This window comes from Janthinobacterium tructae, from assembly GCF_006517255.1.
In the GTDB taxonomy this organism is placed as follows: domain Bacteria; phylum Pseudomonadota; class Gammaproteobacteria; order Burkholderiales; family Burkholderiaceae_D; genus Janthinobacterium; species Janthinobacterium tructae.
The window spans coordinates 5,749,090-5,763,838 of record NZ_CP041185.1 but is presented as its reverse complement, the minus strand read 5'-3'; the positions used below and the strand labels follow the sequence as shown (position 1 = coordinate 5,763,838).

The window sequence follows — 14,749 nt, the reverse complement described above, 5'->3', positions numbered from 1 at the left end:
TTTTATGTGTCATTGAATCAGTAGACGACAGGATTGGGCAAAGGCGATGGCGCCACCTTCGGCTGCACCACCGTTTCCGGCACGGCGGCCGCAGGCGGCGGCAACGGAATCGGCGCGGGCGGCGGCGCCAGGCGCGCGGGGTCCTGCATGACGATGGTCAAAATCGATGGATAGTCGAAGCCGGCGCCGGTGTTGCGGTCGACGAAATAGCCGACGCCCAGGGTCAGGATGACATTGCTCCAGACGCTGGCATTGAGCTTGGGATCGATGTGATCGTCCGTGGCGATGGCGGGTGAACCGTACTTGCGGCAATCGACCTTCAGAGGCTCCTGGCTCTTGCGGATGGTAATGCGCCCCGGCGTGGTGACGAACCACTTGCCCACATCATTACTGAGGATACAGCCGGCGCCATTGAGCTCGCGGTTGTCCTGGATGGTTTGCACCAGCACCATCTGCTCGGTATTGCCGGTCAAGGTGGCGCAGCCGCCCAGAGCGAACAGCAGCATCCCGCCAGCAAAGGCGGCAAGGGGAGCAGACAGCGGCACACGCATGGGTAGCTCGCTTAACGGACGGGAATCGGCTGGTCGCCGGGCACGGCGACGGCGGTGACGCTGTTTTTCGGGCTGCCCTCGATCAGGCGGTCGGAATACACGAGGTAGACCAGCGCATTGCGCTTGCTGTCGACCATGCGCACCACGCGCACATGCTTGAAGAAGATCGAGGCACGCTCGGTAAACACTTCTTCCTGGCGCGGCAGCTTGCCCTTGAATTGCAGCGGCCCCACCTGGCGGCAGGCGACGGCCGCGTCGGCCTTGTCCTCGGCCAGACCGACGGCGCCCTTGATGCCACCGGTCTTGGCGCGCGACAGATAGCAGCTGACGCCAGCGACACGGGGATCGTCGTAGGCTTCGACGACGATCTTGTGGTCAGGGCCGATCAGTTTGAACACCGTGTCGACCGAACCGATGGTTTCGGCATGCGCCGCGGTGCAGGCAAAGCCCAGCACCAAAGCGGCAGGCAGCAATTTACGCATATGAAAATAATCCCGGGCACGCACGCAGGCGGCCATCAGTTAATGGGAGCGAAACGCTGGACCATGACGCCTTCGACTTCGATCAGTTGAAAGAACACGTCTTTCGGCCGGGTCCAGATGGAACCGTCCGCAGCGCGATACACGATCATCGGCGTCAGATCCGCTTCCAGCGTGGCTTCGCACACCAGTTCATAAATGCCGCCCTTGTAGTGTCGATAACGCATCGCCGTCCCCTCAAGCCGTTGAATCTTCGCTCTTGTCGTCGGCCAGTGCCTTCTGCTTCATCTTCAGGCCCTGGATCACTTTCAGTATGCCTTCCATGCCGGCAGCGCCATCGGCGCCGCTGAAGGCGTCGAGCACTTCATTGAGCACCTTGTTGCGCACGATCGCCTCATCGGAGGACATTTCCAGCGCGCGCTGGGCTTTCGCCGCCTTTTCGGCCGCGCTCACGCGCGGCTTGGCCGCCGTCTTGCCATGCGTCAGAGCTGCCTGCCAGATAACCCAGCGGCGCTGGGTCTCGAAAATCAGGTACTCATCCGGTTTGTCTTCTCTTCGCCGCACAATGTGGCCGTCACGCTGCGCCCACGCTTCAAATGCAGTTCGCATTTTCTTCCTTTGCAAATGCTACGCGCAAGTCTCACTATTAAAACTGCAACATTTCAAAATAGTACCATCTATTGATGTCGCAAAACAGTCTCATAGATATAGTACTGCAATTTATATAACAAGTCTGGCGGCGCCAAGGACGGAACTGACGCTCCGCCCCGGCACAGTGGTCATGTAATCGGAATAGCAATTACAACTAATTACAACTGCTTCCTGTTCGGTTCTCAAGTTGGCTGTAACAAAGCCGTGTGACACAGTTGTTACATTGTGCCATTTTAGTAGTTTTTATCGCGTTTCAGCGAGAAACTTTACACCTTTGTCGCGTTAAACGGCGAGACGCAGCCTGCCACGCCAGCCATTTATGCCAAATCAAACATAGGGGTTGATCAATCATACACAAAAACATAATATTCATGCGCCACGATTGGTTAAATATATATACTTTATGAACACTCTTTTTCCCTGTGGGAAAATAAGGTGCTTGCGCGACAAGCGGCGGGCAGCACGCCGGCGACACGCATGCGGTAAGATTCGCGCTTATCGATACCTATTCAAGCAAGGATTTTTCCCATGAAACTCGCCACCTGGAACGTCAACTCACTCAAAGTGCGCCTGCCGCAAGTGCTGCAGTGGCTGACAGACAACCCGGTCGACATACTCTGCTTGCAAGAGACCAAGCTCACGGATGACAAGTTCCCCGTCGCCGAGATCGAGGCGGCTGGTTACCAGGTGGTCTTCAGCGGCCAGAAAACCTACAACGGCGTGGCCATCCTGTCGAAGCTGCCGATCACCGACGTGGTGAAGAACAATCCCCGCTATGAAGATGCGCAGCAGCGCATCCTGGCCGCGACGATCGGTGGCGTGCGCGTCGTCTGCGCCTACGTGCCGAACGGCCAGAGCATCGACTCGGACAAATACGAGTACAAGCTGGGCTGGCTGTCCGCCCTGCACGACTGGCTGGCCGAAGAAGCGCTGCAGCACCCGCAGCTGGCCGTCGTGGGCGACTACAATATCGCCCCCGACGACCGCGACGTGCATGACCCTGTCGCCTGGGCCGGCCAGGTGCTGGTCTCGGACAAGGAACGCGCCGCCCTGCAGCGCCTGTTCGACATCGGCCTGACGGACGCCTTCCGTCTGTTCGAGCAGGCGGACAAATCGTTCAGCTGGTGGGACTACCGCCAGTTGGGCTTCCGCCTGAACAAGGGCCTGCGCATCGACCATATCCTGCTTTCGCCGGCCCTGGCTGGCCGCTGCACGGCGTGCGTGATAGACCGCGTGCCCCGCAAGTGGGAGCAGCCGTCCGACCATGCGCCCGTCATCGCCACCATCGACTAATCATTCAAGAACGCCTGACAGAAGCGCAGCCTTGCCACAGCGCGGGGGCGCCGAGCCGGTGAGCCTCGCCGGCTACCTATACCGACGCGCAGCAGCTTATGTCACGCGTTCCAGCAAGGCCTGCGCATTGATCGCCGGTACGGGCGCGGAAAACAGATAACCCTGCGCATAGCGGCAGCCGTTCGCCAGCAGCAGTGCGAACTGTTCTTCCGTCTCCACGCCCTCGGCCACGGTCGACAATTGCAGGCTGTCGGCCAGCGCGATGATGGCCGCCACGATGGCGCGGTCTTCCGCGCTGTGTTCCAGGTCCTTGATGAAGGCACGGTCGATCTTGACCTTTTTCACAGGGAAGCGCTTCAGGTAGGCCAGACTGGAATAGCCGGTGCCGAAATCGTCGATCGACAGGCGCAGGCCCATGCCATTGATCTGCCGCAAAATCTCCAGCGTATGCTCGCCGTGCTGCATCAGCGCCGTCTCGGTGATCTCGAATTCCAGCAGCGCCGGATCGATGCCCGTTTCCCGCACCACGTCGCCGATGGCCGCCACCAGGCCCTTGTGCATGAACTGGCGCGGCGACAAATTCACCGCCAGGGGCACGGGCTGCAAGCCCTGGCGCTGCCAGACCATGCTTTGCTCGCAGGCCTGGCGCATGACCCATTCGCCCACCGGCACGATCAAGCCGTTTTCCTCCATGATGGGAATGAAGCGGTCAGGCAGCACCAGGCCATGGCCGGGACGGCGCCAGCGCAGCAGCACTTCCATGCCATGCAGGCGGCGCGTGGCGATATCGATGATGGGCTGGTAAAACAGTTCGAACTGCTGCAGCGCCAGCGCCGTGCGCAAGCTGCTTTCCAGGTCGAAGTGCAGGGCCGCTGCCTGGTTCATCGTCTGTGTGAAGAACTGGTAATTATTGCGGCCATTGCCCTTGGCGTGGTACATGGCCGCATCGGCATGGCGCATCAGGGTGTCGACATCGCCGCCATCGTCCGGATACACGCAGATGCCGATGGACGGCGTCACGTGCAGCACGTGGCCGTCGAGCGGAAAGGCGGGCGTCAGCGCCTCGATGACCTTCTCGGCCACGCGCGCCGCCTCGTCGGTGTCGCGGATGCCCGGCACCAGGACGACGAATTCATCGCCACCCAGGCGCGCCACCGTGTCGCTGGCGCGCACCGCGCGGCACAGCCGGGCGGCCACTTCCTTGAGCAGCACGTCGCCCGTCATGTGGCCCAGCGAATCGTTGATGGTCTTGAAACGGTCCAGGTCGATGAACATCACGGCCAGCTTGCGCCCGGAGCGCTGCGCGGCCAGCATGGCCCGTTCCAGCCGGTCCGACAGCAGCGCGCGGTTCGGCAAGCCCGTCAGGTTGTCGTGGTAAGCCATATGATGCACGCGCGCCTCGGCCTGGCGCCGCTCGGCGATCTCGCCCTGCAGCAGCAGATTGGCGCCGGCCAGTTCAGCCGTGCGTTCGTGCACGCGCAGTTCCAGCTCGTCGCGCGCGCGGCGCACCGCCTCGGCCGCCTCGCGGCGCGCCGTCACGTCGTCGACCAGCCACACGGAACGGCCATGCGCATGCGCCAGGTCGAACGGCCGGCCGGACAGGCGCGCCCAGAAGCGGCTGCCATCCTTGCGCACCAGCTGGTATTCCGACATGTGCACCCTGCCGGCCGCGAAATCGCGCGCCGTCTCGCCGCGTGCCGTCTTCCACGCGGCCACGTCCGGATACAGGGCCTGCACCGACAGGCCGTTGATCTCGCCGGGTCCATAGCCGAACAGCTCTTCCATCTTGCTGTTGGCGCGCAAATTGTAGCCGCCCTCCACCACCGAGATGCCCAGCACGGCGCTGTCGAGGATGGCCTGGTTTTCCAGCAGCGCATTGCGCAAGGATTCTTCGGCGCGCTTCGCTTCGGTGCGGTCCTCGATGATCCAGATGGTGCCGGCGGCCGGATCGTCCGGATTGACCACATAGGCGATCAGCTGCGCCCACAAGGTCGTGCCGTCGCGGCGCATCATTTCCACTTCCGTCTGGAACGGCTTGGCCACCGACAGGAAAGGGAAGGCCGCCGCGCCGAGCAACTCGTAGGACTGCTGCGACACGTACAGCGCGCGCCCGGGCAGGCCCAGCGCCTCGTCGCCGCTGTAGCCGAACATCGCGGCAAAGCCCAGGTTGTAGCGCGTGATCTGGCGGTTCTTGGTATACAGGATGCTCACCGAGGCATTCGTCATGATGGCCGCCACTTCCATCTGCGCCTGGCGGCTGTCCGTGACGTCTTCGAGTATCCAGATGGTACCCTGCTCGCTATGCTCCTGGTCGACGGCCTTGGCGCGGATGCGGCACCAGAACAGGCTGCCATCGCGGCGGCGGAACAGCACTTCATCCTGCTCGTACGGCAAGCCCTGTCCCAGCAGTGGCCTGGCTTGCATGCCAAACGCTGCGTAGGCGGCGGGTGAGGGAAACAGCTCGGCGGCGGGCAGGCCCGTCATCTCCTCCTGCGCGTAGCCGAACATTTCGGCGAAGCGGGGATTGCAGCGCAAGACCAGGCGCGAACGCGAAAACAGGATGCCGACGGACGCATTGTCGAGGATGGCCTGCTGCTCCAGCATCAGCTGGCGCGTGGCCTCCTCGGCCGCCTTCTGCGCGCTGCGGTCGTCGAACAGCCAGATCGTGTCGCGCAAGCCGCGGTCGGTCTGACTCTCCGGATTCAGCACGTAGCCATACGCCAGCGCCCAGAACGTGGAGCCGTCGCGGCGGCGCATCTCCATCTCGCCCTGGAACGGCTGGCCGCGCCGCAGCAGAGGCGACGCTTGCCGCACCACGTTCTCGTAGGCCGCGCGCGACGGGTACAGGTCGGCGACGGCCAGGCCCACGCCGCTGTCGCCATCAAAGCCGAAGCATTCGGCGAAGCGGCGGTTGTAGCGCAGCACGCCCTTGTCGCGCTGGAAGCCGATGGCCAGCGGCGCGTTGTCCATCACGGCCTGCATTTCCAGCATGGCGCGGCGCAGCTGGTCTTCATCGCGCCGGTGGTCGCTGATATCTTCGATGATCCATACGGTACCGTCATGGGTATTCAAGGGATCGACGGCGCGCCCGTGCAGCCGGCTCCAGAACAGTGTGCCATCCTGGCGCCGCAATTCCAGTTCGGTGCGGTACGGCTTGCCCTTGGAAAGCAACGGCGCCGCTTCCAGCCCCAGGATGCGGCAATGCTCGGCGGAGCGGTACAGCACCGCGCCCGGCATGCCCGTCAACTGGTGGCGCGCATAGCCGAACATCTCGGCGGCGCGAATATTACACTCCTCGATGAAGCCACCCCTGGAAAACACGATGCCGACGGCCGCGCTTTCCAGGATGGCCTGCTGTTCCAGCAAGGTCTTGCGCAAGGCTTGCTGGTCGCGCTGCTGCACGCTGATGTCGGCAAACACCAGGGTCGCGCCCGGCAAGCCATCGCCCACCGGCAGCGGCTTGGCCCACACCTGCACGGCGATGGCCGCATCGATTCCCTCCAGGCTGCTGTCCCAGTGCCGCTCGCGCCCGGCCGCACCCAGCGCGCCACGCAGCATGCTGGTACTCGACGCGCGGTAGGCGTCCGTAAAACAGTCGGCCAGCAGGCGGCCCGACACATCCCTGCCCAGCAAGGCGCTCAAGGCGCCATTCACCGCGACCACCATGCCGCAGGCATCGCAGGCGCAGGCGGGCAAGGCGATCAGCTGCAAGGCATCGGCGATGAAATCGGGACTGGTCGGTACGCGGTTCATGGACACCATGGGTTGGTTGTTAGCGGTCGGAATGCACCTGAACAATATATTCGTCAGGCATCATAGTGCTGTTAGATCATAAACCAGTTTCCCGGGGTTTCTTCATATTCCTTATTGGCAATACCTGAAACACCACAGACCACTTGCAACACGCTCGTTGCACCGGCGTTGCATGGCCAGAAAATGAAACAAATCGTTTAGAATAAAGCATGCGCCGCCCTCCCCAACCTCCGCTCGACCACCGCGACAAACCCGTCATCTGGACCGTCTCCGTCTCGCGCTTGTTCGACCTGTTCCGCGACATCACGCTCGAATACGACGACCTGGCGACGATTGAGCCGATCAACCTGGGCTTCGACGACGCCGTGCGCCACATCCGCGAACGCATGGCCACCGAACGCTGCGACGCCGTCATCGCCGCCGGCTCGAACGGCGCCTACCTGAAAGGCCGGCTGTCGGTACCCGTCATCATCGCCAAGGCCAGCGGCTACGACGTGATGCAGGCGCTGGCGCGCGCGCGGCGCATCTCGCCGGACATCGGCGTCGTCACCTACCAGGACCCGATGCCGGAACTGGCCGAATTTGCCGCCACCTTCGGCTTCCAGATTGCCCAGCGCACCTACGCCACCGAGGAAGACGCGCGCGCGCAGATCAACGAACTGAAGGCGGCCGGAGTCAAAGCCGTCGTCGGCGCGGGCCTCGTCACCGACCTGGCCGAAGAGGCGGGACTGGCCGCCGTCTTCGTGTATTCGGCCACGGCCATCCGGCGCGCCTTCGACGATGCGCTGGAACTGGCGCGCCTGACGCAGATAGAGTCGAACCGGGGACGGCGCGCGGTGGTGGCCGACACCCTGCGCGCGCGACACGGCTTGCACGATTTGCGCGGCGAATCGGAAGCGATGGAAGCGCTGCGCCGGTCGGTGGTGCTGTATGCCCGCTCGCCGGCGACGGTGCTGATCCAGGGCGAGACGGGCAGCGGCAAGGAGCTGGTGGCGCAGGCCATCCACCGCGAAAGCCCGCGCAGCCTGGGCGCGAACCGGCCCTTCATCGCCATCAATTGCGGCGCCATCGCCGAGTCCTTGCTGGAATCGGAACTGTTCGGCCACGAGGACGGGGCCTTTACGGGGGCGCGCCGGGGCGGCCATGCGGGCCTGTTCGAGGCGGCCAACCACGGCACCCTGTTCCTCGATGAAATCGGCGAAATGCCGCTGGCCCTGCAAACGAGATTGCTGCGCGTGCTGGAAGAGCGCGAAGTGGTGCGCGTGGGCGGCACGCGGCCCATCGCCATCCATGTGCGCATCATCAGCGCCACCCACTGCGACCTGGAACAGCGCATCCGCGAAGGACGCTTCCGCGCCGACCTGTTCTACCGCCTGGCCGTGCTGCGCCTGCATTTGCCCGCCTTGCGCGAACGCGCCAGCGATATTCCCGGCCTGACCGAATGGTCGCTGAAAAACGCGCTGGCCGCGCTGGGCGCGCGGCCGCACCCCAACCTGCACGCGGAAATCCATGCCTGCGCGCCGCTGCTGCGCCGCTACGACTGGCCCGGCAACGTGCGCGAACTGCGCAACCTGGCCGAGCGCCTGGCGCTGTTCCTGGCCGCCGAACCGCTGCAGGCGCTGACGCCCGCCTTCGTGCTGGGCGTGGCGCCGGAGTTGGCGCAAGACGCCAGCCCGGCCACGGCTTTGCCGGCACCGGCTGCCGCCGCACCGCCGCATCCGGAAGACGAAAGCGCCAGCGCCGTACTGGCGCGCTTCGGCGGGCGCCGCGACGCGGCCGCCCATTACCTCGGCATCAGCCGCACCACCCTGTGGCGCCGCCTGCGCGCCGGCTGAGGAGAGGAACAGGGCCGTTCATCCCTGCCTGCCGCCACTCATCCCGCGATGCTGGCGGCGAGCCACCTGGCCCGCTAGCATCGTCGTCAAGGAGGAACACATCATGAAACGAACATTGCAAACATTGATCTTGCTCGGTACCGTGCTGCTGGCGGGCGCCAGCCAGGCCGCAGCGCCCGCGGCATTCACGGTCGACGTCACGGGCCTGGGCCGTCCCCTGATCCTGATTCCCGGCCTGGCATCCTCGGGCGAAGTCTGGCAAGGCACGGTGGCGCGCCTGTGCGGACCGAAAACAGGACGCGCCTGCCATGTGCTGACCCTGGCCGGCTTTGCCGGCGTGGCGCCTATCGAAGGCGACCTGCTGGCACAGGCGGAGCAGCAACTGGCCGACTACATCAGCACCCGGAAACTGGGCCGGCCGGCCATCATCGGGCATAGCCTGGGCGGCTTCCTGGGCCTGAAAATGGCCATCGACCATCCGGCCCAGACGGGCAAGCTGCTGATCGTCGACTCGCTGCCGGCGCTGGGCGCGGTGCAAATGCCAAACGCCACGCCGGAACAGCTGCAAGCCATGTCAAGCCAGATGCAATCGGCCATGCGGGCGCAGGATGTGGCCAGCTCCAGCGCCAGCCAGCGCCGAACGGTTGCCGGCATGGCGACGGCGCCGGCCGACGTGGAGCGCATCATCGGCTGGGGCCAGCGCTCGGACCGCGAAACGGTCATCCGCGCCATGGGCACGCTGATGGCCAGCGACCTGCGCCAGGACGTGGCGAAAGTGCAGTCGCCCACGCTGGTGCTGGGCACCTGGATCGCCTACAAGGACTATGCGCCGCGCGCCGCCATCGAAGCGACCTTCCAGCAACAGTATGCACAGCTGCCGGGCGTAAGAATCGCGCTGGCCGACACGGCGCGCCATTTCATCATGTACGACCAGCCGGACTGGATGCATGCGCGCATCGAACAGTTCCTGGACTAGACCGTGAACGCTCCCTTGCACCGGCCGCCGCTGCTGGCCAGGATCAACTGGTACTGGACCTTCCAGCTGGCCGGCTGGGGCGCACTCACCCTGTTCAACAGTGTGTATGGCGGCTCCTCGCAGCTGCGCATCGTCGTGACGATTTCCTGCTGGGGCTCGCTGGGCGGGCTGCTGCTGTCGCACCTGTGGCATGGCGTGCTGCGCCGGTACGGCTGGGCGGCAAACGGCTTGCGCTGGAAACGCATCGTGCCGTCGCTGATCCTGCTGGCCATCATCCAGACGGCCAGCGTAACAGCCGCCTTCCACGTCATGTATCCGCCCGACGTCCTGCGCGGCCTGGCATGGCTGCCCGGCGCGCTGCTGTTCTGGTTCGGGGTATTTCTGACCTGGACGGTGTTCTACTTCACCGCGCTGTCGCTGCGCCGCGCCAGCCGCTTCGAGGCCGAGGCGCTGCGTCTGGAAGTGCTGGCCAAGGACGCCCAGTTGCGCGCCCTGCAGGCGCAAGTCAATCCGCATTTTTTCTTCAACAGCCTCAATAGCGTGCGCGCGCTGATCTTCGAAGACCGCGAGGCGGCCGCGCAGATGATCGACCAGCTGGCCAACCTGATGCGCCACGCGCTGCAGTCCAGCCAGCATGCGACGGTGCCGCTGTCGGCCGAACTGGACGCCGTGCGCGCCTACCTGGCGATCGAACAGATACGCTTCGAGGATCGCCTGCGCGTCAGCTTCGACATCCCCCCCGGCATCGATCACGTGCGCGTGCCGCCCATGGCCCTGCAAACACTGGTGGAAAACGCCGTCAAGTATGGCGTGGAAACAAGCGCCGATGGCGGCGACATCCGCATTGCAGCGCGGCGTACCAGCGCTGACGACGGCGCCACCATGCTGCAGATCGATGTCGCCAACACGGGCGCCTTGCACGAACCCGGCAACTCCACCTGCGTCGGCTTGCGCAATGCACGCCAGCGCCTGCAGCTGGCTTGCGGCGAGCATGCCAGCCTGGAACTGCGCCAGCAGGCGGGCTGGGTATGCGCCACCATCCATTTGCCGGAGCTGGCATGAACGGTCAGCCGCTCAAGGTAATGCTGGTCGATGACGAGCGCCTGGCGCGCGCCGAGTTGCGGCGCCTGCTGGCGCCGCATGTGCAACGCGGCGCCGTGGAGATCGTCGGCGAGGCGGCCAGCGCGGCCGACGCCATCGAGCAGATCGGCAAGCTGCGCCCGGACCTGCTGCTGCTCGACGCGCAGATGCCGGGCGGCTCCGGCTTCGACCTGCTGGCCGCGCTGGATGACGCGCCCGACGTCATCTTTTGCACGGCCTTCGACCAGTACGCGCTGCAGGCGTTTGAAGTGAGCGCCCTCGACTACCTGCAAAAACCCGTGCAGGCGGCACGCCTGGCCACGGCCCTGGCGCGTGCCGGCGCGCGGGCGCTAGCCATGCCGCCGCCCGCGCCGCGCAAGGTCTTCATCAAGGATGGGGAACGCTGCTGGTTTGTCGCGTTTGACGATATCCGCCTGCTCGAATCGGAAGGCAACTACACGCGCGTGCATTTCGGTGCACAGCATCCGCTGATGCTGCGCACCCTGAACCAGCTGGAAGAAAAGCTCGACCCCACGCTGTTCTTGCGCGCCAACCGGCGCCAGATCGTCAACCTGGCGCAGGTGGCGCAAATGGCGCCGAATGCGGCCGATGGCCTCGACCTGCACCTGCTGGACGGCAGCGTGGTGGAAGTATCACGCCGCCGCGCGCAGCAGTTCAAGTCCGTCACCGGACTGTAGCCCCCTGCTTCAGCGCGGGGATAGGCTGCGCCTGGAAGGCGGGACGCGGCTGCTCCTTGAGCTTTTTCGCCAGCATGTCGAGCGCCACTTCCAGCTGGCGGTCGGCGCCATTGAAAGTGGCGTGCGGCGGGTTCTCCACCTCGACATCCGGCACCACGCCCACGCCTTCGATCAGCCACTGGCCATCGATGCCGAACTGGCCGTTTTCCGCCACGCGCGCCATGCCATTGTCGGCCAGGCGCGTATTGTCGCTGAGCCAGACGCCGGCGCCGGCCGTACGCTTGCCTACCAGCGGCGCCAGTTTCAATGCCTTGATGCCGGCGGCGAAGGTCTCGCCATCGGAGTACGTGAGTTCATCGACCAGCACCACCAGGTGGCCGCGGAAGGTGTTCTGCATGTTCGACGATGGCTGCACGCCCGGCGGCGCCCAGTAGGCCCAGGCCTTGCGCAGCAGTTTTTCGATGATCCAGCTGTCGATATTGCCGCCGTTATTGCGCCGCACGTCGATGATCAGGCCTTCGCGGTTGATGTTGGCGTAAAAGTCGCGCGCAAACGAGGCGATGTCGTTCGCACCCATGGCGCGCAAGTGCAGGTAGCCGATGCGCCCTTGCGAAGCGGCAGCCACCTGCTCGGCGCGGCTCAATTCCCAGTCGCCATAGCGCAGCGCCGTCTGTTTTGCCATGTTGACGGGCGTGACGATGACGGCGCGCGGCGCACCTTTACCTCGTTGTACCTGCAGCAGCACCTGCTTGTCGGCCTGGTTCAGCAACAGGTCGCTGATATCGCGCGCGGCCAGTACGTCCTTGCCGTTGACGGCCGTGATCACGTCGCCAGCCTTCACATCGACCTCTGGGCGCGACAGCGGTGCACGCGCCGAGGGCAATTCCGCTTCGCTGCGGTAGACATGTTCGACCAGGTAGCCCTCGCTGGTACGCGCCAGCACGGCGCCCAGGCCGGCCGGCGTGCCTTCCTGCTCCGTGCGGCGCAATTCGCCGGGACGGATCTGCGAATGCAGGGCACCCACTTCGGCCACCATCATGCCCAGCACGTCATTGAGTTCGGCGCGGTCCGTGACCCGCTCGACCAGCGGCGCATATTTGTCGCGCGCCGCCTTCCAGTTCACGCCGCGCATCTTCGCGTCGTACAGGAAATCGCGGTGCAAGCGCCAGGCGTCGTTGAACATCTGCTTCCATTCCAGGCGTGGATTCGACACAAACGTCCAGTCGTCGACCTTGACCTTGGCCTTCGACAGGTCGGATGGCAGTTTGGCGCCCGCCTCGATCACCAGCATCTCGCCCGGGCCGGTGGCCGCTGCAGTACGGTAGTACAAATGCTTTTTATCCTGCGCCAGGTCGAATTCGCGCACATTGGCCACCAGCACCTCCGGCTTGGAGCCGGTATTGCCGATGGCCAAGGTCTTCAGGCTGGACTTGTTCTCGCCGCTGTCGCGCTCGAGGAAATACAGGCGCTTGTCATCCATGGCCAGCGCACCGTAATTGCCCGCCGCCAGCGGTACTTCATACAGGCGCTCGGCCAGTCCCTTGAAGACGACGTCCGGCAGCGCCGCCGGCGCTTTCTTCACGCTCGTCTTGCCGCCGGCTTTCTCCAGCGCCTTTTCCGCCGCCAGTTCGGCCGCCTTTTCATCGTCCGTTTCGGCCGGTTTCACTCCCGGACGGCTCAGCTCATCATCGGGCTGGAACGGGAAACGGTTGCCCGGCTGCAGCGCCAGCGCATACACGCCGATGCGCTTGTCGAACACGGGGCCCATGTTGCGGTCGCCCCACGGCGATCCGTTGGCCAGCTGAAAATTGCGCGCCGACAGGAAATACAACCAGCGCCCGTCGGGCGAAAACACGGGCGAACCGGATGTGTAGCGGTCGCTGGTGACGAATTGCAGCTGCTTCGAGGCGAGGTTGTACAAGCCGATCTGCTCGCGCTGCTCGTTGCTGGCCACGCGCACGATGGCCAGGTTGCGGCTGTCGGGCGACCATTGCACTTCATCGTGCTTGTCCACGCCCGCCTTGCCCGCGTCGTCGATCAATTGATTGCCCTTGGTGGCCAGGTCCAGCAGCCAGAAGCGGCCCTTCTTGTCCGTGTGCGCCAGCCAGCGCCCGTCCGGCGACGGGTACAGCTTCCAGCGGTGATTGTCGCCCTGCGTCGTCAGTTGCTCGCCCTTGCCCGAACCATCGGCGGCGTACTTCCAGATTTCGTTCTCGCCACTCGTGTCGACGATGGCGAACACGGACTTTTCATCGCTGGAAAAGACGGCATCGCGCGCCCGCGCCCCTTCGGGAATGGCGATGTCGACGCGGCGCAGGCTACCCGTGCCGGCGATGCTGACGCGGCCCCGTGCAGTGAGGATGATGCGCTCATCCTTGCCCGACAGCTGCACATTGCTCAAGGTATCGAGCGGCGAGCGGATCTGGCGCGCGCGCTGCTGGTCGAAATCGGATACGAGGCTGATCGGCAATGGCGATGAATCCGTCCCTGCGGCCAGGTCCAGTACCCGCAGGTCTGCGCCCAATTGATACACAATCTTGCCGTCGCCCAGCGCGGCGTTGCGCACGTCCCACTGCGTGTGGCTGGTCAAGGCGCGGCGATCGGAGCCGTCGGGCAGCATGCTCCACAGGTTGTCGCTGCCGCCTTCGTCGCTGATGTACAACACGCGGCCCTGCCACCACATGGGGCGCTTGTTGTTGCCCGCCAATACAGCAGGGTCCGTGTGCATGCGCACGGCCTCGCCCTTGCCGCCCAGGTCATAGCGCCACAGCGTGGCGTGCGCACCGCCCCGGTAGTTGCGCACATTGTCGTTGGTCACAGCCAGGCCGAAACGCGTGAAAAACAGCGTCTTGCCCGCATCGTCGAGCACGGCGTCGTTGGCGTCAGCCACGGGAAACACGCGGCGCGTCTGTTTCACGGGGTCGATGGCGGCGACGATGCGGCGCGAAGCGGGACCGTCCGTATTTTGCGTGCTGACCAGCACTTCGCCCTGCGCCGTCCAGCCCAGCACCAGCACGCCGCCATTATCAAAGGAAATGCGGCGCGGCAAGCCGCCCGCCAGCGGCATCACATACGCCTCCTGTGCACCTTCATAGGCGGCGGAAAACGCCAGCCACAGACCGTCACGCGAAATCGCCGCGTTCGTTTCATAGCCGGGATGCGTGGTCAGGCGCTGCGCCGCACCGCCGCGCACGCTGCTTTTCCACAAATCGCCTTCGGCCGTGAAGACGACGGTGTCGCCGCGTACGGCGGGAAAACGAAAGTAGCTGCCAGCAGGCGCGGCGGCAGCCGCGGCAGCGTTGCCCTGCAAGCCGGCGGACAACAGGAGCAAGGTAAGAGTGCGGGAAATTTTCATGTGAGCATCCAGATAGCGGTCAGGGCGATAAGACGGCATGGACATCATGTCGATACCGGACAGCAATTCTGGCATAAG

The 14,749-nt window shown here is 64.6% G+C and carries 11 protein-coding genes; 5 read left to right on the top strand and 6 right to left on the bottom strand.

Annotation, left to right across the window (positions count from 1 at the left end; all coding sequences use genetic code 11):
- Positions 1-17: 17 nt before the first annotated feature.
- The 4 genes from FJQ89_RS25355 to FJQ89_RS25340 are packed head-to-tail and all read right to left on the bottom strand — an operon-like array spanning position 18 to position 1,639.
- Entirely contained in the window at positions 18-551 is a 534-nt protein-coding gene (locus FJQ89_RS25355) for a hypothetical protein (RefSeq protein ID WP_205704532.1), read from the bottom strand.
- A gap of 11 nt (positions 552-562) precedes the next feature.
- Positions 563-1,033, bottom strand: coding sequence for a CreA family protein (locus FJQ89_RS25350; protein WP_071079295.1), 471 nt, complete (start codon positions 1,031-1,033; stop codon positions 563-565).
- A gap of 35 nt (positions 1,034-1,068) precedes the next feature.
- A complete protein-coding gene (locus tag FJQ89_RS25345) occupies positions 1,069-1,257 on the bottom strand; it encodes a DUF1653 domain-containing protein (protein WP_034782199.1) in 189 nt (62 codons plus the stop codon).
- A 10-nt stretch (positions 1,258-1,267) separates the two neighbouring features.
- On the bottom strand, positions 1,268-1,639 hold the full coding sequence (locus tag FJQ89_RS25340; protein WP_099760191.1) for a phiTE_015 family protein: 372 nt from the start codon (positions 1,637-1,639) through the stop codon (positions 1,268-1,270).
- 570 nt (positions 1,640-2,209) lie between these two features.
- Here FJQ89_RS25340 and xth point away from each other — a divergent pair.
- The gene (xth, locus tag FJQ89_RS25335) at positions 2,210-2,974 is read left to right on the top strand and encodes an exodeoxyribonuclease III (RefSeq protein ID WP_141172189.1); all 765 of its coding nucleotides are present in this window, start codon (positions 2,210-2,212) and stop codon (positions 2,972-2,974) included.
- A 96-nt stretch (positions 2,975-3,070) separates the two neighbouring features.
- Here xth and FJQ89_RS25330 read toward each other — a convergent pair whose 3' ends face one another.
- On the bottom strand, positions 3,071-6,727 hold the full coding sequence (locus FJQ89_RS25330; RefSeq protein WP_141172188.1) for a sensor domain-containing protein: 3,657 nt from the start codon (positions 6,725-6,727) through the stop codon (positions 3,071-3,073).
- A 209-nt stretch (positions 6,728-6,936) separates the two neighbouring features.
- Between FJQ89_RS25330 and prpR the strand changes: the two genes are divergently transcribed.
- The 4 genes from prpR (at position 6,937) to FJQ89_RS25310 (ending at position 11,316) form a co-directional block, all read left to right on the top strand.
- Positions 6,937-8,562, top strand: a complete 1,626-nt coding sequence (prpR, locus tag FJQ89_RS25325; protein ID WP_141172187.1) for a propionate catabolism operon regulatory protein PrpR — start codon at positions 6,937-6,939, stop codon at positions 8,560-8,562.
- Positions 8,563-8,665: 103 nt separating this feature from the next.
- The gene (locus tag FJQ89_RS25320; RefSeq protein WP_141172186.1) at positions 8,666-9,538 is read left to right on the top strand and encodes an alpha/beta fold hydrolase; all 873 of its coding nucleotides are present in this window, start codon (positions 8,666-8,668) and stop codon (positions 9,536-9,538) included.
- Between the two features lie 3 nt (positions 9,539-9,541).
- Complete coding sequence (locus FJQ89_RS25315) at positions 9,542-10,600, top strand: sensor histidine kinase (protein ID WP_243136263.1); 1,059 nt, start codon at positions 9,542-9,544, stop codon at positions 10,598-10,600.
- Positions 10,597-11,316, top strand: a complete 720-nt coding sequence (locus tag FJQ89_RS25310) for a LytR/AlgR family response regulator transcription factor (RefSeq protein ID WP_141172185.1) — start codon at positions 10,597-10,599, stop codon at positions 11,314-11,316. Before FJQ89_RS25315 ends, FJQ89_RS25310 begins: the two co-directional genes overlap by 4 nt.
- On the opposite strand, the gene FJQ89_RS25305 is transcribed toward FJQ89_RS25310, so the two are convergent.
- Positions 11,303-14,671 carry a S41 family peptidase gene (locus tag FJQ89_RS25305; RefSeq protein WP_168208525.1) on the bottom strand — a complete coding sequence of 1,123 codons (3,369 nt, stop codon included), beginning with the start codon at positions 14,669-14,671 and terminating at the stop codon, positions 11,303-11,305. The two genes, FJQ89_RS25310 and FJQ89_RS25305, sit on opposite strands and share 14 nt — an antisense overlap.
- Between the last annotated feature and the right edge of the window lie 78 nt (positions 14,672-14,749).